Origin of the sequence: Erythrobacter sp. THAF29 (assembly GCF_009363635.1) — a bacterium.
Taxonomy (GTDB): Bacteria; Pseudomonadota; Alphaproteobacteria; order Sphingomonadales; family Sphingomonadaceae; genus Erythrobacter.
The window spans coordinates 1,888,197-1,911,014 of record NZ_CP045392.1 but is presented as its reverse complement, the minus strand read 5'-3'; the positions used below and the strand labels follow the sequence as shown (position 1 = coordinate 1,911,014).

The 22,818-nt window shown below is 60.9% G+C and carries 25 protein-coding genes and 3 tRNA genes; 8 read left to right on the top strand and 20 right to left on the bottom strand.

Features of this window, described 5'->3' with window-relative positions:
• Positions 1-119: 119 nt before the first annotated feature.
• Positions 120-305: a hypothetical protein gene (locus tag FIU90_RS09210; RefSeq protein WP_152434473.1), complete on the top strand. Its 186-nt coding sequence runs from the start codon at positions 120-122 to the stop codon at positions 303-305.
• Between the two features lie 89 nt (positions 306-394).
• Here FIU90_RS09210 and FIU90_RS09205 read toward each other — a convergent pair whose 3' ends face one another.
• The 5 genes from FIU90_RS09205 to efp all read right to left on the bottom strand — a co-directional run bounded on the left by FIU90_RS09205 (position 395) and on the right by efp (position 5,232).
• Positions 395-1,720, bottom strand: coding sequence for an amidohydrolase (locus tag FIU90_RS09205; RefSeq protein WP_152434472.1), 1,326 nt, complete (start codon positions 1,718-1,720; stop codon positions 395-397).
• Between the two features lie 13 nt (positions 1,721-1,733).
• Positions 1,734-3,533, bottom strand: a complete 1,800-nt coding sequence (locus FIU90_RS09200; RefSeq protein ID WP_152434471.1) for an SLC13 family permease — start codon at positions 3,531-3,533, stop codon at positions 1,734-1,736.
• 151 nt (positions 3,534-3,684) lie between these two features.
• Positions 3,685-3,769, bottom strand: a tRNA-Leu gene (locus FIU90_RS09195).
• 74 nt (positions 3,770-3,843) lie between these two features.
• Positions 3,844-4,662 carry an inositol monophosphatase family protein gene (locus tag FIU90_RS09190; protein ID WP_152434470.1) on the bottom strand — a complete coding sequence of 273 codons (819 nt, stop codon included), beginning with the start codon at positions 4,660-4,662 and terminating at the stop codon, positions 3,844-3,846.
• Positions 4,663-4,668: 6 nt separating this feature from the next.
• Positions 4,669-5,232, bottom strand: a complete 564-nt coding sequence (gene efp / locus FIU90_RS09185; protein ID WP_152434469.1) for an elongation factor P — start codon at positions 5,230-5,232, stop codon at positions 4,669-4,671.
• 210 nt (positions 5,233-5,442) lie between these two features.
• Here efp and FIU90_RS09180 point away from each other — a divergent pair, with 210 nt between their 5' ends.
• Positions 5,443-5,820, top strand: coding sequence for an elongation factor P (locus FIU90_RS09180; protein ID WP_152434468.1), 378 nt, complete (start codon positions 5,443-5,445; stop codon positions 5,818-5,820).
• Positions 5,821-5,826: 6 nt separating this feature from the next.
• On the opposite strand, the gene FIU90_RS15815 is transcribed toward FIU90_RS09180, so the two are convergent.
• From FIU90_RS15815 to tkt, 8 genes are all read right to left on the bottom strand, one after another.
• The gene (locus FIU90_RS15815) at positions 5,827-6,135 is read right to left on the bottom strand and encodes a hypothetical protein (RefSeq protein WP_152434467.1); all 309 of its coding nucleotides are present in this window, start codon (positions 6,133-6,135) and stop codon (positions 5,827-5,829) included.
• A 9-nt stretch (positions 6,136-6,144) separates the two neighbouring features.
• Positions 6,145-6,780, bottom strand: coding sequence for a thiamine phosphate synthase (thiE, locus tag FIU90_RS09170; protein ID WP_234029475.1), 636 nt, complete (start codon positions 6,778-6,780; stop codon positions 6,145-6,147).
• Between the two features lie 10 nt (positions 6,781-6,790).
• On the bottom strand, positions 6,791-7,681 hold the full coding sequence (locus FIU90_RS09165) for a fructose bisphosphate aldolase (protein WP_152434465.1): 891 nt from the start codon (positions 7,679-7,681) through the stop codon (positions 6,791-6,793).
• 97 nt (positions 7,682-7,778) lie between these two features.
• The gene (locus tag FIU90_RS09160) at positions 7,779-8,234 is read right to left on the bottom strand and encodes a PaaI family thioesterase (RefSeq protein ID WP_152434464.1); all 456 of its coding nucleotides are present in this window, start codon (positions 8,232-8,234) and stop codon (positions 7,779-7,781) included.
• 14 nt (positions 8,235-8,248) lie between these two features.
• A complete protein-coding gene (locus tag FIU90_RS09155) occupies positions 8,249-8,674 on the bottom strand; it encodes a DUF4440 domain-containing protein (protein WP_172970230.1) in 426 nt (141 codons plus the stop codon).
• A 2-nt stretch (positions 8,675-8,676) separates the two neighbouring features.
• Positions 8,677-9,876, bottom strand: coding sequence for a phosphoglycerate kinase (gene pgk / locus FIU90_RS09150; protein ID WP_152434462.1), 1,200 nt, complete (start codon positions 9,874-9,876; stop codon positions 8,677-8,679).
• Between the two features lie 24 nt (positions 9,877-9,900).
• Positions 9,901-10,908 carry a type I glyceraldehyde-3-phosphate dehydrogenase gene (gap, locus tag FIU90_RS09145; protein WP_152434461.1) on the bottom strand — a complete coding sequence of 336 codons (1,008 nt, stop codon included), beginning with the start codon at positions 10,906-10,908 and terminating at the stop codon, positions 9,901-9,903.
• A 15-nt stretch (positions 10,909-10,923) separates the two neighbouring features.
• The gene (gene tkt / locus FIU90_RS09140) at positions 10,924-12,918 is read right to left on the bottom strand and encodes a transketolase (protein ID WP_152434460.1); all 1,995 of its coding nucleotides are present in this window, start codon (positions 12,916-12,918) and stop codon (positions 10,924-10,926) included.
• 274 nt (positions 12,919-13,192) lie between these two features.
• Here tkt and FIU90_RS09135 point away from each other — a divergent pair, with 274 nt between their 5' ends.
• The 4 genes from FIU90_RS09135 (at position 13,193) to FIU90_RS09120 (ending at position 14,966) form a co-directional block, all read left to right on the top strand.
• Entirely contained in the window at positions 13,193-13,378 is a 186-nt protein-coding gene (locus FIU90_RS09135) for a hypothetical protein (protein ID WP_152434459.1), read from the top strand.
• Positions 13,375-13,866: a cell division protein ZapA gene (locus tag FIU90_RS09130; protein ID WP_152434458.1), complete on the top strand. Its 492-nt coding sequence runs from the start codon at positions 13,375-13,377 to the stop codon at positions 13,864-13,866. Before FIU90_RS09135 ends, FIU90_RS09130 begins: the two co-directional genes overlap by 4 nt.
• Before the next feature lie 294 nt (positions 13,867-14,160).
• The gene (locus FIU90_RS09125) at positions 14,161-14,733 is read left to right on the top strand and encodes a 5-formyltetrahydrofolate cyclo-ligase (RefSeq protein ID WP_234029474.1); all 573 of its coding nucleotides are present in this window, start codon (positions 14,161-14,163) and stop codon (positions 14,731-14,733) included.
• Entirely contained in the window at positions 14,733-14,966 is a 234-nt protein-coding gene (locus FIU90_RS09120; protein ID WP_152434456.1) for a DUF2842 domain-containing protein, read from the top strand. The genes FIU90_RS09125 and FIU90_RS09120 overlap by 1 nt, the downstream gene beginning before the upstream one ends.
• On the opposite strand, the gene FIU90_RS09115 is transcribed toward FIU90_RS09120, so the two are convergent.
• Both FIU90_RS09115 and FIU90_RS09110 read right to left on the bottom strand, forming a co-directional pair.
• A complete protein-coding gene (locus FIU90_RS09115; protein WP_172970229.1) occupies positions 14,963-15,490 on the bottom strand; it encodes an SRPBCC family protein in 528 nt (175 codons plus the stop codon). The genes FIU90_RS09120 and FIU90_RS09115 overlap by 4 nt on opposite strands.
• Complete coding sequence (locus FIU90_RS09110; RefSeq protein ID WP_234029473.1) at positions 15,483-15,833, bottom strand: helix-turn-helix transcriptional regulator; 351 nt, start codon at positions 15,831-15,833, stop codon at positions 15,483-15,485. Before FIU90_RS09110 ends, FIU90_RS09115 begins: the two co-directional genes overlap by 8 nt.
• A gap of 104 nt (positions 15,834-15,937) precedes the next feature.
• Here FIU90_RS09110 and FIU90_RS09105 point away from each other — a divergent pair, with 104 nt between their 5' ends.
• The gene (locus tag FIU90_RS09105; RefSeq protein WP_152434454.1) at positions 15,938-17,422 is read left to right on the top strand and encodes an MFS transporter; all 1,485 of its coding nucleotides are present in this window, start codon (positions 15,938-15,940) and stop codon (positions 17,420-17,422) included.
• A 31-nt stretch (positions 17,423-17,453) separates the two neighbouring features.
• On the opposite strand, the gene FIU90_RS09100 is transcribed toward FIU90_RS09105, so the two are convergent.
• From FIU90_RS09100 to thyA, 5 genes are all read right to left on the bottom strand, one after another.
• Positions 17,454-17,530, bottom strand: a tRNA-Asp gene (locus tag FIU90_RS09100).
• Between the two features lie 86 nt (positions 17,531-17,616).
• Positions 17,617-18,921, bottom strand: a complete 1,305-nt coding sequence (locus tag FIU90_RS09095; RefSeq protein ID WP_152434453.1) for a dihydrolipoamide acetyltransferase family protein — start codon at positions 18,919-18,921, stop codon at positions 17,617-17,619.
• A 230-nt stretch (positions 18,922-19,151) separates the two neighbouring features.
• A complete protein-coding gene (locus tag FIU90_RS09090; protein ID WP_152434452.1) occupies positions 19,152-20,210 on the bottom strand; it encodes an alpha-ketoacid dehydrogenase subunit beta in 1,059 nt (352 codons plus the stop codon).
• Positions 20,207-21,523 (bottom strand): 3-methyl-2-oxobutanoate dehydrogenase (2-methylpropanoyl-transferring) subunit alpha, encoded by a 1,317-nt coding sequence (locus FIU90_RS09085; protein WP_152434451.1) that lies wholly within the window; start codon positions 21,521-21,523, stop codon positions 20,207-20,209. The genes FIU90_RS09090 and FIU90_RS09085 overlap by 4 nt, the downstream gene beginning before the upstream one ends.
• A gap of 74 nt (positions 21,524-21,597) precedes the next feature.
• Positions 21,598-22,566: a thymidylate synthase gene (gene thyA / locus FIU90_RS09080; RefSeq protein WP_152434450.1), complete on the bottom strand. Its 969-nt coding sequence runs from the start codon at positions 22,564-22,566 to the stop codon at positions 21,598-21,600.
• Between the two features lie 109 nt (positions 22,567-22,675).
• Here thyA and FIU90_RS09075 point away from each other — a divergent pair.
• Positions 22,676-22,752: transfer RNA gene (locus FIU90_RS09075), tRNA-Pro, on the top strand.
• The last annotated feature ends 66 nt before the right edge of the window (positions 22,753-22,818 follow it).

The following is a 22,818-nucleotide window of genomic DNA, read 5'->3' as shown; positions in this document are numbered from 1 at the left end:
CGGCAGGGAGTTTTCGCAGGGCCGCTATCCCCCAAACGGCCTTGCGGGAACCTTCGCACACCTCCATTAGCTTGATCATCACCACCAAGCCCGCGCAAGCGGCAAGGGAGAGAAAGACGATGAGCGATACAGACACACCGAGCAAAGAGCCGTCACGCGCCCGTGCCCTGCTCTCTACTGCGGATATGAAGCTGCTGCGCCGTGCGCTCGAAAGCCACGCGCGCAACACCGAAGACCGCGATGAGCTTGCCAAGATCAACGCGCTGCATCACCGGCTAGGCACTTACGTGCCCAACGCCGACTGAGGTCTGCGCACTGCACCAGTTCTCCTGGGGAGGAGAATACGGCCGTCGTGACGGAGCGATCCGTCTCGGCGGCCGTTCATTTATCGACATTAGCCACCCTTCCGCGGCATAAGGTCCAATGTGCTCGCAACGAGCGCTTCGGTCGCGGTCGCGATCACCTTTTCCGCATCGGGCGCCCAGAACGGTGAGTGAAGCGAGGGCAGCTCAATTTCGCCCGCCTGCGCTTTTTCCCATTGGTCCTGCGGCACTCCGCCGACCCAGAAGATCAAGGTCTGCACGTTGTCAGGGTCGGCGCGGCGGAACTGACTGAAGTCCTCGCCGCCCATCACCGGATCGGTTTCGATCACCCGGCCCGGGAAACGCGCTTTGAGCACTTCGGCCACATCGGCAGTGAGCTCCGGCGTGTTGTAGGTTGCAGGCGTGTACGGGTCTTCAATCGTCACCACCGGCAGCATGTCACCTTCCAGTCCTGCAGCCATCGCTTCGGCCTTGGCTATGCGCTCGATGCCCGAGAGGAGCGCCGCGCGGGACTCGTCGCTGTAAGAGCGCACGGTGAGCTGCAACCTCGCTTCATCGGAGATGATGTTGTGTTTGGCCCCGGCCTGAAAACTGCCGACTGTAACAACGGCAGGATCGAGCGGATTCTTCTCCCTGCTCACCAGCGTTTGCAGGCGCATCACGATGGAAGAGGCGATTACGATCGGGTCCTTGGTCGTGTGCGGATAGGCGCCGTGCCCGCCGACGCCCTTTACCGTGATGTCGACGCTGTCGACGTTTGCGAGTGCATAGCCCGAAGTGTAGCCGATCATGCCTGCAGGCGCCGCCGCTGCATCATGAAAAGCGAGCACATAGTCGGGCTTGGGGAAGCGCTCGTAGAGGCCGTCTTCCAGCATCGCGACCGCACCAAGCCCCAACTCTTCCGCAGGCTGGAGGATCATCACCAGCGTGCCCGACCACTTGTCCCGATGTTCGGAGAGGAGCTGCGCCGCGCCAACCCAGGCAGCCATGTGGGTGTCGTGCCCACATGCATGCATAATGCCCGTCTCGACCCCGCTTGCCGGAACTCCGCGTGCTTTGGAAGCATAGGGCAGCCCGGTCTGTTCGACGACCGGAAGCCCGTCCATGTCGGCGCGCAACATGACGGTGGGGCCGTCTCCATTGCGCATGACCGCAACCACGCCGGTCCGCCCCACTCCTTCGGTGACTTCAAAACCGAGTTCGCGCGCTTTTGCCGCGAGCTTTTTTGCCGTTTGGAATTCCTGGAAAGACAGCTCTGGATTGGTGTGGAGGTCGCGATAGACCTCCATCAAGCCCGGCATATCCGCCATCACATCGTCGCGCAGATCGTCTGCCTGTACAGGCGCCGCCATCGCGACTGCGAGCGCCGCTGTTCCACCCCAAACACTCTTCAGCATATCTCTCTCTCCCCTAAAGTCCGTACCAGAGCACCAGCAGGATCGAGAGCGTCGTTACCATCAGGGCGACGAGCGGGACGCCGGTGCGAATGTAGTCGGTGAATTCGTAATTGCCCTCGGCCATGATCAGCATGTTCGTTTGGTAGGCGATGGGCGTCGCGTAGCAGAGGTTGCAACCGAACAGCACGGCCAGCACCAACGGTTCGGGTGGCAATCCGAGCTGGGCAGCGATGCTAAAGGCGATGGGTGTGCCAACCGTTGCAGCTGTTGCATTGGAGGCGAAGTTGGTCAGGAGCGTCACAAACGCCATGATTGCGGCGAGAACCAGTGCGGGTGGCAAGTAAACCAGCCCAAGCGACAATGCCTGGCCGAGCCACGCCGCTGCGCCGCTTTCGTCGATTACCCGTCCGATCGCGATGCTCGCGGCGACAAGCACAATGACTTGTCCAGATAGCGCCCTTCCCACCCGATCGAATTTCACACAGCCGGTTACGAACATCAGGATCGCGCCGGCCAGCGCAGAGATCGCAATCGGAAAGATACCGATTGAAGCGGTAAAGACCGCCACGCCCATGATCGCAGCCGAAAGCAGTGCCTTCGAACGTCGGGGCAGCTCCCGCGCACCTTCGAGCATCAGCAGACTGTCCGCGCGCGCAAAAGCCTGAAGGTCGCTTTCGAGACCCATGACGAGAAGCACATCGCCTTCCATCATACGCAGGTCGCCGCCTTCGGAATACTGATCGCGCCCGCCAAGCAGGCGCTCGGGGCGATGAATGCCAAGCACCGCAACGCCATAGAGATCGGCGATACCCGAACTGGGAAGCGTGCGGGTGATGAGACGCGAATCCGCGGTGACCGTCATCTCGACGACCATGATATCCTCGCCAGAGGCACTTGCATTGCGCTTGATGCGGTCGAGCACCCAGTTCGGCGCAAGCTCGCCCTTAAGCACCCTCACTGCGTCTTCGAGGTTTTCGTGCGTGCCCGAGATGTGGAGCCGTTGCTGCGCCTGTAACGGTCCGGTCGGTGGGCTATGCGCCCGGATCCCCTTTGGCAGCTTTGGCAGCACTTCCGAGACATCCTTGCCGATCAGGTCGCTGTCGCTCGAAATCCTGAGCCGGGTGTGAAAGCGGCGGACATTGTCGTCGGTTTCGGTGCGATTGTCATTGAGCAGGCGCGGCATGACGAGCCACATGTATGGAAGCGCGACCAGCCCGGCGAGAAGAACTATGGGTGTAAAATCGAACACCCCGATCTCGCGCAATCCAAGGTCGACTGCGATCGACACGACGAGAATGTTGGTGGATGTGCCGATGGTCGTAGCCAGGCCGCCGATCAGGGAGGCGGCGTTCAGTGGCATAAGCGTCTTCGACGTAGCCATCGCGCCGCGTGTCGCAAGGGCGGCAAAGATCGGGATCATCAACACGAGCACAGGCGTGTTGTTGACGAACATCGACAGGAAGAATGCAATGAGCAGCGAGACCAGCAATCCCAGCTGCAGGTTCATCTTGAACACAGATTCGAGAATTCGTGCGGCCGGCTCGAGCGCGCCCGTCACAACCAGACCCCTGCCCATCACCATCAACGCGCAGATCGTGATGAGCGCGTAGTGGCCGAAACCACCGAACGCCAGCGCCAGCCCATCGATCGGCCGGGTCCCTTCCAAGGGGAAGAAATATAGACCGACCGCGATTACCGCGATTGTGAGCAGCGAGACGATTTCGATCGACATCCGCCCGCGGACAAACTCCACGAACATCCAGACGGTTATCACCATGGCGGCGATGGCGTGATAGGATGGTAGCTCGAGCATGATCCGGTCGGTGACGATCTTTCAACCTTCGGCGCGAAGATCAAGAGAATTCAACCGAGCACCTACCATGCCACCAGTTGAAGGACGTGCGGAATCGAGCGGCCAATTCCGCCGCCCTGTGCCGCTCCTGCTCATACAATGCCGTGAAGTGTGGTGCCCCTGGCCCGACTCGAACGGGCACTCCCGAAGGAAAGCGATTTTGAGTCGCTCGCGTCTACCAATTCCACCACAGGGGCACGCCTGACATGGAGCGCGGCTGTTAGCGCCGCGTTCCGATTACTTCAAGGCGTCTGTGCGCGTTGGCGCGTCGCTATTTCAGAGCGTTGACGAGCAGCTTGTGCAGCTTGGAGTGCAAGACATCATTGGCGGCAAGAACCTGCGCCGAATGGATGGGGTTCGATCGACCACGGAAATCCGACACAAAGCCGCCTGCCTCGCGGACGAGCAGACAACCTGCTGCGGTGTCCCAATCGTTGAGCCCGCTTTCCCAGAAACCGTCGAAGCGCCCGGCTGCGACCCACGCCATATCGAGCGAGGCCGCGCCGAATCGGCGGATGCCTGCGACTTCGGGGCCGACAGCTCCGAAGATCCGGCTCCATTCGCTGAAATCGCCGTGCCCCTGGAACGGGATGCCGGTGGCGATGAGTGCTTCAGGCAGACGGCGGCGACCTGACACGCGTAGGCGGCCATCGTGCAGCCAAGCGCCGCGCGACTTCTCCGCCCAGTAAGTCTCATCGGTGATCGGCTGGTAGATCACCGCAGCGGTGACGTCGCCCCAGCCCTTGCCGTCGAGACGAGGCTCCTGCACCGCAATCGAGATCGCGAAATGCGGGATGCCGTGGAGGAAGTTGGACGTGCCGTCGAGCGGATCGACGATCCAGCGCGGCATGCCTTCATCGCCCTCGATGACGCCGGCCTCTTCCATCACGAAGCCCCAACCCGGGCGCGCGACGAGGAGTTCGTCGTAGAGCGTGCGCTCGGCACGCATGTCGGCTTTCGACACGAAGTCCGCAGGTCCCTTGTGGCTCACCTGCAAGTGTTCGACTTCACCAAAGTCGCGCCGCAAACGCCCGCCCGCTTTGCGCGCGGCGCGTTCCATGACGCGGATCAGGCCTGAAAGTGCAGCCATGACGGATCAGCCAGCCTTCCCGACATAGGTCTGCTCGTAGACATCGACCACGATGCGCGTGCCGCTCTCGATATGCGGCGGAACCATGATGCGAACGCCATTGTCGAGCACGGCAGGCTTGTAGCTGGAGGAAGCGGTCTGCCCCTTCACCACCGCGTCGGCCTCGACGATCTCGGCCTCGACCTGCTGGGGGAGCTGCACGCTAATTGGCTTTTCTTCCCAGAGCTCGAGCTGCACCTGCATTCCGTCCTGCAGGAACGGGCGCGCATCGCCGAGCAGGTCGGACGGCAGTGTGATCTGCTCGTAGGTATTCTGATCCATGAAAACGAGCATATCGCCGTCCTCGTAGAGGAACTGGTAGTCCGCCGTATCGAGCCGTACCTTTTCGACGGTGTCGGCGCTGCGGAAGCGTACGTTTGTCTTGCGACCATCTTGCAGGTTCTTCATCTCGACCTGCATGTAGGCCCCGCCCTTACCGGGCTGGGTGTGCTGGATTTTGGCGACCTTCCAGATGCCACCCTCATATTCGAGGATGTTACCGGGACGAATATCGACGCCGCTGATTTTCATGGGGCTCATTGCCTTTTGTCGGGTGGTGGGCACGCGGTGCAAGGGACGGCGCGCGGAAATTTGTGATGCGCGCCAATAGCGAAAGGGTTGTCTCGCGGCAAGCGTCTGCGAGGTGAGCACGTTTCAGGCGCAATTCAGCAAACCGTGGTTAACGGCGTGGCCCGAACGCGCACATTTTGTTATGCTGCCGCGCAACATGGGATCGCCAGAATGAAAACGCGTTACGTCTTCCTCTTGACCGCATTTGCCGCTGCCGTGGCGGCTGTTGCCCCGGCCGTGGCACAACCATCACAGCCCACATCACAGCCCAGTGGAGGGATGCTGCGCACGATGCCGCATGGCGTCTATCAGTGCGCTCTGCCGGGTGATGCGGGGGGCAAGGCATTCGAAGTGCAGGAAAGCGAGGGTTTTCGTATCCGCCCATCGTCTGGATACACCAGCCCCGACGGAAGCGGCACCTACATCCTTCGTGGCAAGGAACTGACTTTCACGCGCGGTCCGAAGAAAGGCGAGCGCCTTACCCGCGTCGGCACCAATCAGCTGAAGCGCGGGGAGTTGATCTGCACGCGCCTTACAGGCACGGACTGATCCCGATCAGTTCACGCCGGCATTTGGTGTTGTCGTCGGTGAGGGTACGGGCGGCATTTGCGGCTCTGCGGCAGGTTCGCCTGGCCCCGCTGCGGTCGGAGCGGGGGCCGGAGTGGGAGCGAGAGCAGGCGTCGGGTCCGCAGGCTCCATAATCGGCGGAGCGCTTGGCGTAGGGGCCGTTGGCGCGGTTTCGACCTCACCGGTCTCCTGCTGCTCCTCTGCCATGTCGAGCCATGTCGCGCCGAAGAGGATCCAGATAATCGAAGTGATCGTCGCGGTGATGACGATGGTGAGCAACCGGTCCATGAACTTCATACGCTTACCTTACCCTTCCCCGATCGCCTTGGCGAATGCCTCGATCGCGGCGACTTCGTCGCCATTCCAGACCGAGCCCGAGACCGCGAGGAAGTCCGCCCCGGCATCCACCAGCGGCTTGCAATTCTCCGGCGTGATCCCTCCAATGGCTACACACGGAATCTCGAACAGCGTCGTCCACCATTCGATGAGATCCGGCGTAGGACGCTCGGCATCGCCCTTGTCTTTGGTTTTACTGTCGAAGAATGCGCCGAATGCTACATAGTCCGCCCCGGCCTCGCCAGCTTCCATTGCAAGGTGCTTGGACGCGTGACAGGTCACTCCGATCTGCGCCTCCCGGCCGAGTTCGGCGCGCGCGTCTTTCGGATCGCCATCATCCTGCCCCAGATGCACCCCATCGGCCTTCAATCGCTTGGCGAGCGGCACGCTGTCATTTACGATGAATGCGACCTCGTGATCGGCGCAGATCTGCTGTAGCGGTTCGGCGAGCCGCGCCGCCTCGTGCTGGTCCACGCCTTTCACGCGAAACTGAAATGCGGTGACGATCCCCTCGCCGACGACAAGCGCCCGCTCGAGGCGGTCGGGAAAATCTCCACCGGTTTCGAGGGGTGAAATCAGGTAAAGCTGGGTTGCGACGTCGCTCACGCGCGGTGCCTTAGCCAGCGGCGCTCGCCTCTGCAATCTGGTCGATAGCCTTGCCGAGAGCCCCATCGAATTCCTCGTCCGATTGGTCCTTGCGCAAGTCTTGCAGCAAACCGCGCGAGAAGCTGGCGATCATGCCGGGATTCTTGGCAAGATGCTCGCAAGCCTCATCAGTGGAATAGCCACCCGACAAGGCCACGACGCGGAGCACATTCGGATGCTCGATTGCGGGCGTGTAGAGTCCGGGGCGAACCGGGATCGAAAGCTTGAGCATGACCATCCGCCCCTCGGGCAGCGCGTCGAGCCCCTTCATGATCTCGGCCAGAAGGATGCCCTCGCCCTCTTCGCGGTCAGCGGCATGGATATCGTATTCCGGCTCGAGGATCGGCACGAGCCCGGCATCGGCGATCTGGTTGCCGACTTCGAACTGCTGTGCGACGATCGCAGCAATGCCTTCCGGATTGGCGGACTTGATAACAGAGCGCATCTTGGTGCCGAACATGCCTTTGGCGACCGACTTTTCGAGCAGCGCGGGAAGCTTGTCCAAAGGCTTCATCAATTGGACACCGTTCTCCTCGTCGGCCAGCCCCTGATCGACCTTGATGAATGGAACGATACCGCGGTCCTTAAGCGCCTCGGCAGTAGGTTTGCCGTTAACTTCGCCATCCATGGTCTTTTCGAACAGGATAGCCCCGATCACCTTTCCATTGCCGAAGCACGGCGAGGTGATGACCCGGCTCCGCATGGCGTGGATCTGGGCAAACATTTCCTCATCGCCCGACCATTCGCCGTCCTCCACACCGTATCCGCGCAGCGCCTTGGGCGTCGAACCACCCGATTGGTCAAGCGCGGCGATAAAGCCCTGCCCGTCACGAATTTTCGCGGTCATTTCTTGGGTGTTCATCGGAAATTCCTGTCCTTTGCATACCTATGCACGATACATCTTCCGGCCCTTAGCCAGAGCTTGCAAATGCCGCAACAGCGGGTGTTCGATCGGGTTTTCAACGCTTGGAAATGCGCCGGATTATCCCCGTGAAACTAAGCGCCGGTTCCCCGTCTGCCGACACCATACCGCGCACGAAAATCGTCTTGCCGCCGCCACGGGTGACCTCGCCTCGTGCCTCAACCAGCGCGCCCAGCGATACCGCACCAAGAAAGTCGCCGGACAAATTCATCGTCACCGCATTGTCATCGCCAAGCTCGTCAGTCGCGATCGCGAAAAGCGCGAAATCGGCGAAGGTCATCAGGCAGCCGCCATGCATGAAACCTGCGCCGTTCATATGCCGATTTTCCGCCCGGAATGCGCTAAGGTAAGTGCCATCATTCTCGCGCCGCATGAAGAACGGGCCGGAACGTGTTTCGTAGGGATCGTGGTTCCAATGGAACCAGCCCGCAAACTCACCTTCTTCGCAGCGGACGGCATTGCCGTATCCATATTCAGTCTTGGTTTCGCTCATCCTATCGCCCTTGCCTAGCGCCACATCTGCATTTTGCGAATGCTGTCTGCGAGGCCCTCTTCGCTGGAAGTCGGCGAGAGCCCGCGTTCGATGAGCTTCCATCCACCAATGCGAAACTTGCGCCATAGACCCATGAGGAGAAACCTTCCCGTCCAATCCTTCGCACCAACCTTCAGTTCGATCTCTGCGCCAGCGGTGTACCAGGCTGTCCGGCTGTGCCTTCGTACGACGCTTTCGCCGAGGCGAAATCCGGTGCAGCGAAGGTCCTTGTCCATCGCCGCGATGAAGCTCGGCCGGTCGAGCAGTTCGGGCGGATTCGTGCCCAGGATCATCATGCAGTCGCGCGCTGCCAGTTGCCGGATCGTTCCCGCATCGCGGTGCATCCATGCCTGCATCAAGCGCAATTCCTGCGCTTCGATCATTCCGGAAATGTCGGCCATGGTCAGGCGCTCAGTGCTGCGACGCCCGGCAGCTCCTTGCCTTCCATCCATTCGAGAAACGCGCCGCCTGCAGTCGAGATGTAGGTCACATCGTCGGCAACCCCAGCCTGCGCAAGCGCCGCTACTGTATCGCCGCCGCCTGCAACGCTGACGAGCGAACCTTCTTGGGTGAGCGCAGCAACGTGGCGCGCAAAGGTCATGGTCGCGGTATCGAACGGTTCGGTTTCGAACGCACCGAGGGGGCCGTTCCACACCAGCGTGCGGCACGTCTTGAGAACGTCGGCAAGCGCTTCGGTAGCCCCGGGCCCGATGTCGAGGATCATCTCATCCTCAGCAACTTCATGAACATTGCAGGTCCGGACCGACGGGGGATTCGGCGCGAACTCCTTCGCCACCACCACATCGTAAGGCAAATGAACGGTGCAGCCGGCATGGTCTGCCTCGTCCATGATCTTCGTAGCCGTGTCGGTGAGGTCATGCTCACACAGCGATTTTCCAACATTCACGCCGCGCGCGGCGAGGAAGGTGTTCGCCATGCCACCGCCGATTATGAGGTGCTGGACCTTGCCGACCAGGTTTTCGAGCACGGCAAGCTTGGTCGAGACTTTGGCTCCACCGACTACCGCTGCGACAGGCGGCTCGGGATTGCCGAGCGCCGCATCGAGCGCTTTCAGTTCCTTCTCCATCGCCCGTCCTGCATACGCAGGCAGGTACTGCGCCAAACCGACAGTGGTCGCATGGGCGCGGTGAGAGGCGCTGAAGGCATCGTTGACGAAAAAGTCGCCATGCGCGGCGATTGCCTGCGCGAAATTGGGATCGTTGGCCTCTTCGCCCGGCCAGAAACGGGTGTTTTCAAGTAGCCCGATTTCGCCGTTGCGCAGGATGTCAATTGACTGCTCGACCACCGGACCAGCAACCTCGGGAATGAACATCAGCTCCTTCCCCAGCACACGTTCGACATCGCCAACGACCATGCTGGTCGAGAGCACCGAAGAGCGCTTTCCACCCGGACGTCCGAAATGTGCCAGCAGCAGGACTTTCGCGCCCTTCTCGCAAAGCTCGAGGATGGTCGACCTGACCGCTTCGACCCGCGTAACGTCGGTGGCCGAGCCGTCTTTCATCGGCAGGTTAAGATCAACCCGGACGAGCGCGACCTTGCCTGTGATGTCGGCAAGGTCATCAAGGGTCTTGAACGCTGGCATATGGGGGTCTCCGGTTGCGTGGGCTTAGAGGAACTTCGCCATCACACCCGCAGTATCGATCATGCGGTTCGAGAAGCCCCATTCATTGTCATACCACGAAACGACGCGGGCAAGCTTGCCTTCCATCACGCTGGTTTCGAGGCTGTCGACTGTCGAACTCGCCGGATGGTGGTTGAAGTCCGAGCTGACCAGCGGCTCTCCGGTGTAGTCGAGCACGCCCTTCATCGGGCCTTCGGCTGCCGCCTTCAGCGCAGCGTTCAGCTCCTCAACCGTCGTATCGCGTCCCGGAGTGAAAACGAGGTCGACAAGCGACACGTTGGGAGTCGGTACGCGGACGCTCGACCCATCGAGTTTGCCTGCAAGTTCAGGCAGGACGAGGCCGACAGCACGCGCTGCGCCCGTCGTCGTCGGGATCATGTTCTGCGCCCCGCCGCGCGCACGGCGCATGTCGGAATGCATCTGGTCGAGCATGCGCTGATCGTTGGTGTAGGAGTGGATCGTGGTCATGAAACCGCGCTCGATCCCCACCGTGTCGTGCAGTACCTTCGCCACCGGCGAAAGGCAGTTCGTGGTGCAGCTGGCGTTCGATACGATCACGTCCTCCGCGCTCAGCGTGTCGTGGTTCACACCGTAGACGATCGTGGCCGAAACATTCTTCGCCGGGGCGGAAATCAGCACGCGCTTGGCCCCTGCCCTGAGGTGCGGCTCGGCCGCTTCGTGGCTCTGGAAGAAACCGGTGCATTCCAGGACGATATCGACGCCCTGATCACCGTGCGGGAGCGCGCCGGGGTCGCGCTCGTTGGTAACGGCGATTTTCTTTCCGTTCACAACCATCGCGCCGTCCGCCGCCTCGACCGTACCGGGGAAGCGACCATGGGTAGAGTCGTACTTGAACAGCAGGATATTGGCGTTGAGATCGGCGAGATCGTTGATCGAGACAAGATCGAGATCGTGATCGTCACGTTCGAGAAGCGCACGCGCGACTAGGCGGCCGATGCGACCGAAACCGTTGATTGCAACTTTGGTAGCCATGAAAGAAGCTCCTGCTTAGCTATTCAATTTGTTCTGGATTTTGGGGACGATCGCGTCCGCCGTGAAACCGAAATATTCGAAGAGATCGCTTGCCGGGGCCGAGGCGCCGAACCGGTCGAGCCCGATATTCAGGCCATCGTTCCCCGTGTAGCGTTCCCACCCGAGCGTGCTGCCCGCTTCGATTGAAACCTTCAGCGCGCCTGCCGGAAGAATGTCTGCCTTGTAGGCATCGTCTTGCGTGTCGAAGAGGTCGGTGGAAACCATCGAGACTACATCTGCACCGATACCTTCTGCTTCGAGCCGGTCCGCACATTCCATCGCAAGCGCGACCTCGCTGCCAGTTGCGAGCAGCACAACTTTCCGGTCAGCAGCGGCGGCGCGCAAGCGGTAGCCGCCCTTGGCGCTGCGATTGCTTGCCGATGTCCAATCCGCATCTCCGCTCCCGCGCAATTGCGGCAGGCCCTGGCGTGACAGAGCGAGGATCGAAGGCGTTTCGGGCGTCTGCAGCGCAAGCGCCCAACACTCCGCAGTCTCGATTGTGTCGCACGGGCGATAGACATTGAGGTTCGGCACAAGGCGCAAGCTCATCAGTTGTTCGACCGGTTGGTGTGTCGGGCCATCCTCTCCCAGACCGATGCTGTCATGGGTCATTACGTAGACAACGCCGACCTGTTGCAGGGCAGACAGTCGGATCGCATTGCGCGCATAATCAGAGAAAATCAGGAATGTGCCGCCATAAGGAACCATGCCGCCGTGCAGCGCCATTCCGTTCATCGCGGCAGCCATCCCGAACTCGCGGATGCCATAATATACATATCGGCCCGAATAATCGTCAGCCGTCATTGCATGGGTGCTGGGCGTTTTGGTGTTGTTCGATCCGGTGAGGTCCGCCGAACCCCCGATCATCTGGGGCAGCTTTTCGGTAAGCGGCACCAGCGCCATTTCCGAAGCCTTGCGCGTGGCGACGTTTACCGGTTCGGCTGCAAGGCCCTGAATGTGTTCTTCGAGCGCGCGTGCAGCGACACCGGCGACACCCGCCATGTGGTTCTTGAACGCGGCCTTGCGATCCGAACTGTCGAGCCGTGACTGCCATGAAGCCAAGGCCTCTTTCCCTCTTTCGGCGGTCGCACGCCAATCGGCGAGGATCTCTTCCGGGACAACAAAGGGCTCTGCCTCCCAGCCCAACATTTCGCGCGCCGCGGCGACCTCTTCCGGGCCAAGTGGAGCGCCATGCGTTGCGCTTGTGCCCTGTTTGTTGGGCGCACCTTTTCCGATCACGGTCCTGCAAGCGACAAGCGACGGTAGCTCGCTCGCCTTTGCCTCTTCGAGAGCACGGTCGATATCGGCAAAGTCGTGACCGTCGCACGAGACGACATGCCAACCGGTCGCCTCGTAACGCGCTTTCACATCTTCGCTGGTCGAGAGGTCGGCAGAGCCATCAATCGTGATGTTGTTATCGTCCCATAACACGATCATCTTGCCGAGCTTCAGGTGTCCGGCGAGGCCGATCGCCTCGTGGTTGATCCCTTCCATCAGGCAACCGTCGCCCGCGACCACCCAAGTGCGGTGATCGACCAGATCGCTCCCGAAGAGCGCATTGAGGTGGTGTTCGGCCATCGCCATGCCGACAGCCATCGCCAGTCCCTGCCCCAACGGTCCGGTCGTGCATTCCACACCATCGAGAAGGAAGTTTTCCGGGTGCCCTGCGCACGGACTGCCCAACTGGCGGAAGTTGCGGATGTCCTCCATTGTGGGGCGGGCATAACCGGTAAGATGCAGCAGCGAATAGATCAGCATCGATCCATGCCCCGCTGAGAGGACAAACCGGTCACGGTCGGCCCAGTCTGGGCGGGAAGGATCGAACTTGATGTGATTTTTATAGAGCACCGTCGCGACATCGGCCATGCCCATCGGCATTCCGGGATGGCCCGATTTTGCGGCCTGCACCGCATCCATCGAAAGCGCGCGAATGGCATTGGCCATGTTCTGCATACGGGCAGTGTCGGTCATTCGGGTCAGGTGCCTCCTGCTGGTGCGGCTGCCTATGGTGTGCGCCGCATGCTGGTCCGACCGCGAACACGGTCGATTCGATCCGTCTGCGATGCCATTGCCGAGCGCTCTGGGCAGGTCAAGCGATGCGCGCCTGCAGCCTCAAAATGCTCCCCAATCAGCCGGTCGCCGCATACCCGACACCACTTATCAACAGGAGCAGCCAAGGCTTTGCGCGGTAATCGCAATCTACCTATAACCTGCGCCCATGGGCGAGAGCCGGATAGTAGAAGCGATGACGCGTATCGAGGCCGCGATGAAGCGCATTGCTTCCGCTCGTGCAAACGCACCGGAATCGTCGACGGCGACAGCCGCCGCGCCGAAACTCATGGAGCTCGTCAACAGCCATGAGAAACTGCGCGAAGAGGTTGCGGAAACGATGCGCGAGCTCGACGAACTAATCGCGGAGCTGGATCAATGAGCGAGATCACAATCCAGGTCGGGCCGCGCTCCTACCCGTTTGTTTGCGGCGATGGAGAGGAAGCACACATCCGCAAACTCGCAGCGATGATCGATGAGAAGTACGAACAGCTGGGCGCGGCGCGCGGGCCGCAAGAGGCGCAAAACCTGTTGTTCGCCGCGCTCTTCCTTGCCGATGAGCTGGCCGAGGCGCGCAAGGTTGCCAAGAAGTCGAGCGAGAATGTCGAACACGAAAAGGCAAAATCTGGGGGCAAGACAGCCGAACTGGAATCCAGGATCGAGACCCTAACAAAATCGGAAGCTCGAGCTCGTGAGGAAATCGAAGCGCTCAAGATGGAACTAGCCGAAATGCGTGAGGCGGCAAGCCACCAGCATGATCTTTTCGGCGCCCCGGGGCTGAGCGAAGCCGTGATCGAGCGGCTCGAAGCGCTCGCCACAAAAGCGGAAGCGACCGCAGACGCGCTTGAAGCGAAGGGCACGGCCTCCTAAGTACCACGACGGCGGGGCTGCCCGGTACGAGCCGATTGAATATCCCTGAGGCTATAAGCAATCCAAGGGAGCTGTCCCTGCCTGAGTCCACCGGTTCGGCCGTGGGATTCGGGTATACGGCACCCACCTGACGTTTAGGCGTCAGAGGATTTCTCTGGCACCGGCCCATGGTGGTCCCGTCACTTGGCTTGCTTGAGTTTCCTCGCTCACGCGGCCCGTGGCCGCATCGCTGCGTGCGCCCGGTCGGGCTTGCTGTCCTTCAGACTGAATTGACGTTAGATGGTGAGACACAGGGTGGCTTCGAAATCGGAACTTCGGAAACAGCTTCGCCTCGCACGCCGCGAGCATGTTGCCGCGCAGCCCGATGCGATCCGCGCATTGCTTTTCCATCGCCCGCCCAAGCCGCTGCTCGAAAAAATCGCTCCCAATGCGGTCATCGGTCTCTACAGTGCAAACCGCGATGAAGCGCCGGCATCGGGATACGCGAAGTTTTTCCATGAGCGCGGGCACAGGATTGCCCTGCCGTATTTCCCATCCGCAAATGGGTCGATGCAGTTTCGCGAGCACACGGATCCTTTTGCCGAAAGCGATCTGGAAGAGGGACCGCTCAAGATTGCGCAGCCATCGAACGAGGCCACCGGATTCGCTCCCGACGTCCTGTTTGTGCCCTTGGTCGGCTTCACGTCCTCCGGCGCAAGACTGGGTCAAGGTGGCGGACATTACGACCGCTGGCTGTCGGAACATCCCGGAGGCATCGCGATTGGCCTCGCCTGGGATGTGCAGCTGTGCGAGGACCTTCCCACAGAACCACACGATGTTGCGCTCGACGCTATCGTCACGCCCACCCGCATCTACGGGATAGATTGATGAGAGAGACACCGACCTGGCGCATTCCGATCGGGATCATCGGATTGTTCGCTTTCCTGATCGTTTATGGCGTGCTTATCGCGCGCTATGCCCCTGAAATCATCGGCGCTTGGCCCGGATGGGCGCAGACGATCGTTTACCTCGTCCTCGGCCTGATCTGGCTACTCCCCTTGCGCCGGTTCCTCATCTGGATGGAAACGGGACGCTGGTCTCCGCCTGAACGCGCAGACTAGACCTTCGCGGCATATTCGGATTCGAGCCGCTGGTCGCGCACCCAGAAATCGGTTGTGCGATCCCCCGCGAGCACCTCGGCAAGAAGATCGAAGTGGCCGTGCCAGCCCGCAAGCACACCGATAAGCATGTCGCGGCCTGTCACTCCCTTGTGAACGAGGCGCAATTCGGTCGCATCGCTGCCGTCGGGCACTAGCGTGATTTCGACGGTGCTGGCTTGGGCGCCAGCAGATTCGAACCAGGTAAACGCCAGGCGCTTCGGCGGATCGTATTCGAGGATCTCGCCGTGATGGGTAGCGACTTCCTCGTTCGCGTACTTTTCGGGGGGCGCGCTGTCCGACAAGCGTCGATGGTCGAATTCGAATACGATCGCTCCTCCTACATGGTCTTCGGTCGAGCCGCCGCAAAACCACATTTTGCGCTTCTCGGGATCCACGAGAAATTCCCAGACCTTTTCGATACTGGCCTCAAACCTGCGATTGAATTCCAACTCCTGCGGCCCCGTCTGCCTGCCGTAGTCACTCATCGCCATCCTCCTCCAGCGCCTTGCCGAGCGCGTCGAGCCGCTCGTTCCAGAAATTCGCGTAGTGCTCGGTCCATGCACGCGCCGCCTCCAGCGTATCAGCCTGCAACTGGCAGACACGCTCGCGCCCTCGCTTCTCGCGAACGAGCAAGCCGGCCTCCTCAAGCACCCCGACATGTTTCGAGGCGCCCGCGAGCGTCATTGCCGCGGGTTTCGCCAGATCCCCGATCGTCCGCTCCCCGCCTGCAAGGTCCTCCACCATGCGCAGCCGGGTGGGATCTCCGAGCGCACGAAAGACCTTGTCGAGGGGGATCGAATCGTCAACCATATAGTTGAGTATGCTCAAAGCCAGTCCGATAGTCAACTATTTGGTTGAGTTAAGGACTTCGGCTGAGGCAATCTTGCCAGAGGACAGGACCATGCTAGCTTCCCGGTTGGGAGAGCAATTGTATGGCAAGTTCGGCAGGCGCGGCGCGCACGACTGACGTGGACCGCCCGTCTGTCGCCCTGAAGCTTGCGCACGGGTTCGGTGCGGCGGCATTCGGGATAAAGAACAACGGGTTCGATTACTTCCTGCTCCTGTTTTACGGCACCGTCGTGGGGCTCGAACCGGGACTCGTCGGCCTCGCAATCCTCATCGCGCTCGTCTTCGATGCAATCAGTGACCCTCTGGTCGGTTACTGGTCGGACAATTTGCGCTCGCGCTGGGGCAGGCGCCATCCGTTCATGTACGCCGCCGCTATCCCGGTCGGGCTCAGCTACTTTCTCCTGTGGAACCCGCCTGATCTCTCCCAGACCGGCCTGTTTCTTTATCTGACTATCCTTGCGGTCCTGATCCGCACCTTCATCACATTCTACGAAACGCCTTCCTCCGCGCTCCTGCCCGAGCTCTCGCGCGACTACGACGAGCGCACCAGTCTTCAATCCTATCGCCTTTTTTTCGGCTGGAGCGGCGGCAATCTGATGAGCATCCTGATGTTCGGCGTGATCCTGACCGGTCCGCTCGGTATGCGCGATCGCGAAGGGTTCGAGCTTTACGGCATCATCGCCGGAATCCTGCTGTTCGTGGCGATTATGGTTTCGGCCATGGGCACCCATCATCGCATCCCCACACTGTCGAAACCAACCGATCGTTCCGAGCCTTTCAGTATCGCGCGGCTGTTTCGCGACATGTTCGAAACTCTTTCCGAGCGAAGCTTCATCGCGCTCTTTATCGCAACGATCCTGTTCTCGGTCGCGGTTGGTCTGAACGCTGCCCTCGCCTTCATCATGCTCAATTACTTCTGGGGCTTTGCCGAAGAACAAATTTTCGTTTGGACTGCGGCGGTGTTCATCTCCGCTGCGATTGCATTCTTCATCGCACCAAGGGCCACTCGGCTCTGGGGAAAGAAAAAGGCGACAATCATACTCGGCTTCCTGGCCTTCTCGATCCAGCCCGCGCCTTACCTGTTTCGGCTCGCAGGGCTGATGCCCGAGAACGGGGACCCGCTGCTTTTCCCTCTGCTGCTCATCGTCAATGTCATCGACCTCGCCCTTATTATCGCGGTGCAGACCGTGTCCTACGCCATGATTGCCGACCTGGTGGAATCGAACCAGGTGAAGACAGGGCGGCGAAACGAAGGCGTCTACTACGCGGCGATCACTTTCACGCGGAAAAGCACGCAGGGACTCGGCGTGCTCGGCGCGGGATTGATCCTTTCCGCCATCGCATTTCCTCAAGAGGCTGCTCCTGAGGCGGTCCCGCAAGAAACGCTATGGTCGCTCGGAGCGCTCTATGCGCCGGCCTTGCTGATCCTCTGGATGAGCGCGCTCTATTGCGTCTCGCGCTACAAGATCGACAAGTCGCAGCACGAAGCGAACCTTGCAGCGATCGCAGAAACCGAATCCCGCGAAGGCGCGGCGGAGCAGGACGAAGTGTCACGCTTCCCCCGCTAGCATTTCGCCTGATTGTAGGAAAATCCCCAAGTGGCGCGAGTGACGGGACTCGAACCCGCGACCTTCGGCGTGACAGGCCGACACTCTAACCAACTGAGCTACACCCGCGCAGCCACTTGGGAGCCGCGCAAATAGGGCCGTGCGCAAATGGTGTCAACGGCCCTATTTGCGAAAAGCAAACTTTCTTTCGCGCCTCAATCCGACAGCAGCAAAACCGGCGTTTCGATCAGCTTTTTCATCTCCTGGATGAAGCTTGCAGCGTCGTATCCATCAACCACGCGGTGGTCGCAGCTGATCGAGATGTTCATCAGCTTGCGCTTCTCGATCCGCTCCTGCCCGTCGGGGCCGGTGACGAACATCGGGCGCTCGATGATACGGTTGGGGCCGATGATCGCGACTTCGGGCCGGTTGATGACAGGGGTGGTCGCAACGCCGCCGAGCGGCCCGAGCGAGGTCACCGTCAGTGTGGACCCGGAAAGTTCGTCCGATTTGGCCGAACCGTCGCGCGCGGCATTTGCGAGCCGACCAATCTCGCTTGCAAGCTGCCACAGGTTGCGGCTCTGCGCGTCCTTGATCACAGGCACCATCAGGCCGTTATCGGTCTGTGTGGCCATGCCGAGATGCACGCTGCCGTGACGGGTGACGATATTCGCCTCGTCATCGTAGCGCGCGTTGATCATGGGAAAATCGGGTATCACCTTGCAGATCGCGGTGATGAGCAGCGGGAGCATGGTCAGCTTCGGCTTTTCGCCGCGCGCGCTGTTGAGGTCAGCGCGCATCCGTTCGAGCTCGGTAACGTCGCATTCCTCGACATAGGTGAAGTGCGGAATGTGGCGTTTCGACGCACTCATGTTCTGCGCAATGCGTTTGCGAAGGCCGATGACCTTGATCGTCTCGTCCTCGCGCGTCCGGCCTGCGGCGGCAAAACCTCCGCCGGCATTGTAGGACAGGAACTGGTCGAGATCGCCGTGGCGCACGCGGCCGTCCTCGGCAGGCTTCACCTGGCTGAGATCGATCCCGAGATCTTTTGCACGTTTACGGACGGCAGGGCTGGCAAGGACCTTCGCATGGGGCGCTGGTTCGGGTGCCGGCGTCGGCGCGGGTAGAGGTTCTGGCTCGGGATCGGCTGTGATCGCATCGTCAGCATCGGAGGCATCCGGTGTCTCGACCTCGATCCGCTCCTCGACCTCCTCGCTGACCGCAGCAGGTGCGGGCGTGGCGACTGCCTTTTCCTTGTCGGCCTCGTCGGGCAGCTCGCCTTCGGTTTCGATCACAACCAGCATGGCGCCAACCGAGATTACATCGCCTGCTTCGCCTGCGATCTCGACCACCTTGCCATCGACCGGGCTTTCGATGTCGATCGTCGCCTTGTCGGTCATCACGTCGACGAGGTGCTGGTCTTCCTCGACCGTGTCGCCGACCTTCACTTGCCATTCGACGATTTCCGCCTCGGCAACGCCTTCGCCGACATCGGGCATGTTGAACGTGAATTTCGCCATCTCTCAAACCATCCTTCTAGGCGAGATCGGCTTTGAGCCGTTCGCCATGCGAAGTTGACAAAGTTGACACCCTGTCAAGCCGCAATTCTCTTTCCAAACTCTTGTTTTCAATCGCGAATGACGCGATTTCACGAAATTGACACTTGTCCAACCCGCTCGCCGTATCGGCACCGGTCGATTGACCCTGCACTGCCACACGCATCGCCGAGTAGGAAAGTGCGCTCCCCATGTTATTCGCCCAGGATCTTGTCGATCGCCTCGCCGATGCGGACGGGGCCGGGGAAGTAAGCCCATTCGAGGCTGTGCGGATAAGGTGTGTCGAAGCCCGTGACCCGCTCGACCGGGGCTTCGAGGTGGTAGAAGCAACGCTCGGTAACCAGCGCAGACAATTCCGCTCCGAAGCCGCTGGTGCGGGTTGCCTCGTGCACGATCAGGCAGCGGCCGGTCTTCCTCACCGAAGCCTCGATCGCCTCGATATCGAGCGGAACGAGCGTGCGAAGATCGAGGATTTCCGCATCGACGCCCTTTTCGCGGCACACCGCTTCGGCCACATGCACCATTGTACCGTAGGCGAGCACGGTCAGCGCGTCGCCCTCGGTCACGTGCCGCGCCTTGCCGAGCGGTATCTTGTAGTACCCCTCTGGCACCACGCTGTCCTTGTGCTTCTTCCACGGCTCGACAGGTTTGTCGTAATAGCCAGAGAACGGGCCGTTATAGATGCGCTTGGGCTCGAAGAAGATCACCGGATCATTGTCCTCGATGGACGAGATCAGCAGTCCCTTCGCATCATAGGGGGTCGAAGGAATCACCGTCTTGAGCCCGGCAACATGGGTGAAGATCGCCTCGGGCGATTGGGAGTGCGTCTGTCCGCCGAAAATGCCCCCGCCAAAAGGCGATCGCACAGTCAGCGGCGCGGTGTAATCGCAAGCCGAACGGTAACGCAGCCGCGCCGCTTCGGAGATCAGCTGATCAAGGCCGGGATAGATATAATCCGCGAACTGGATTTCCGGGACCGGGCGTAGGCCATAGGCGCCCATGCCCACGGCGACACCGATGATGCCGCATTCCGAAATCGGCGTGTCGAACACGCGGGTCTTGCCGTGCTTTTCCTGGAGGCCCGCCGTACAGCGGAACACGCCACCGAAATAGCCAACATCTTCGCCCATCACGATTACGTCGTCGTCGCGTTCGAGCATGATATCGAGCGCTTCGTTGATCGCCTCGATCATGTTGATCCGGCGTTCGGTTTCGCCTTCAGCGGGCTTTGCGGTTTCAGTCTGAGCGTTCATTTGCCCGCTCCATCCTTGGGGTGGCTGTCGGGCCACTTGATCTTGCGTTCCCGCGTGGCCTGTTCGGCCTGTTCTTCGAGGTGCCATGGCAGCTCTTCGAACACGTCTTCGAACATGGTGTGGAACGGGTGGTGAAGACCGTGGCCGAGAATGCCGTTCTTCTCGGCTTCCTTGGTGGTTGCTTTCACCTTCTCGGCGCACTCCTTATCCATTTCGGCCTGACGGTCCTCATCCCATTCACCGATCGCGATGAGGTGGTTCTTGAGGCGCATGATCGGATCGCCAAGCGGCCATTCCTCGCGCTCCTGCGCGGAGCGATAGCCCGATGGATCGTCCGAGGTGGAGTGACCCTCGGCGCGGTATGTGAAGAACTCGATCAGGGTCGGCCCGGCATTGGCGCGGGCGCGATTGGCGGCCCATTGTTCTGCGGCATAGCAGGCAAGTGCATCGTTGCCGTCGACCCGCAGCCCTGCAAGACCGTATCCCAGCGCACGCGCCGCGAACGTGGTGCGTTCGGCTCCAGCGAAACCGGAGAAGCTCGAAATCGCCCACTGGTTGTTGATTACGTTGAGGATCACAGGCGCATTATAAACGGTCGCGAAGGTGCAGGCGGAATGGAAATCGCCTTCTGCGGTCGAACCTTCGCCCACCCATGTCGCCGCGACCCGGCTGTCGCCCTTGATCGCGCTCGCCATCGCCCAGCCCACGGCCTGCGGAGTCTGGGTCGCGAGGTTGCCGGAGATCGAAAAGAAACTGTGTTCGCGGCTCGAATACATGATCGGGAGCTGGCGGCCCTTCAGCTTGTCGCCCTTGTTCGAATAGATCTGATTGATCATCTCGATCATGGGATAGCCGCGCGCGATCAGGATGCCCTGCTGGCGGTAGGACGGAAACACCATATCGTCGCTTGCGAGCGCCATCGACGCGGCAACGCTGGTCGCTTCTTCGCCGGTGCACTTCATGTAGAAGCTGGTTTTGCCCTGCCGCTGTCCGCGGAACATGCGCTCGTCGAAAGCGCGGACCATGGCCATGTGGCCGAGCATGGTGCGCAAGGTCTCCGGATCCAGTTTCGGGTCCCATGGGCCGTGCGCCTTGTCGTCATCGCCCAGCACACGGACCAGACCATAGGCAAGGTCCTGCATGTCGTCTGGCTGCGCGCTTTCATCGGGACGCGGCTGGTCGCCGGGCTTGCCGATGTCAATGTCGGAGAAGTCGACCGGGTCGCCCGGACGGTATTTCGGCTCGGGCACATGCAGTGCGAGCGCTGGGCGATTGTCGCCCGAATTGGGGGAATTGTCGGCCGGATCGGCCATAGGCTTGCTCTCCCAGCAAAAGCGTTTGCGAGCGTCGCCTATGTCAGCAAATTATGGCGGTCAAGCGGCCCCGATCAGACCGCAACAGGAGCCTTGATAGGGGCCTGCGGCGCGTAATCATGCACCACGAAATCCCCGATTTTGTAATCGAAAATTGTTTCGGGCTTTCTGGTGATTTCGAGAGTCGGGTTGCCGGACGGCTCGCGCGAGAGCTGTTCGGTGATCAGGTGCTCGTGATTGAGATAGAGATGCACGTCTCCGCCCATCCAAACAAGCTCACCCGGCTCGAGCCCCACCTGCTGCGCCATCATCCGGTTGAGCAATGCTGCCGACCAAAGGTTGAACGGCAGGCCTAGCGCAACGTCGCAGCTCCGCTGGTAGAGCATGCAGTTCAGCCGATCTCCGGCAACATGGAACTGGTAGGTCTTGTGGCACGGCGGCAGCGCCATCCGGTCGAGCTCGGCGACATTCCAGCCCTCAATGATGTGGCGTCGGCTGCCGGGAGAGGTCTTGAGGCTTTCGACGACCTCGGCGACCTGGTTGATCCCCTCGCCCTTCTCGTAAAGTCCGTCCTTGCGATAGCGATAGGTCGGCCAGTCGACCCATTGCTTGCCATAGACCGGGCCGAGATCGCCCCAGCGTCTTGCAAAATCCTCATCATCGGCGATCCGCTGGACGAACTCTTCGAGGCTGATGTCCTCCCCGGTTTCCTTGACATAGCGCGCATGCGGCCATTCGTTCCAGATTTTCACGCCCTGCAGCACCAGCGGGCGAATATTCGTCTCGCCAGTGAGGAACCACAGCATTTCGCGTGTGGCCGTCTTCCAATAGACCCGCTTGGTGGTGAGCAGCGGCATCGCGCCGCCCGCAAGGTCGAACCGTAGCATCGCACCCGCAATCGAGCGCGTACCAACGCCGGTGCGGTCGACCCGCTCGCTCCCAGATTCCCAAATCTGGCGCATCAGGTCGAGATATTGCCACTCGTAATGGCCCGGCCCGTGGAGATCGGAAGGAATCGTATCTGCGGTTTCGAGAGTCGGCATGTCGAAATGGTATAGGGCGCAAAACCCCGCTTGCCACCCCGCCCATCCACACCTATAGGCACGCGCCTTGCCTCGACCCGCGCGACTCACCGCGCGGGGCCGACACGGTCGGGGAGTAGCTCAGCCTGGTAGAGCACTGTCTTCGGGAGGCAGGGGCCGGAGGTTCGAATCCTCTCTCCCCGACCAGTTTTCCATGACACGAAATCGCCCGGGGGACGATTGCGGCTGGAATACTCCCGAGCAGTAGCGCGG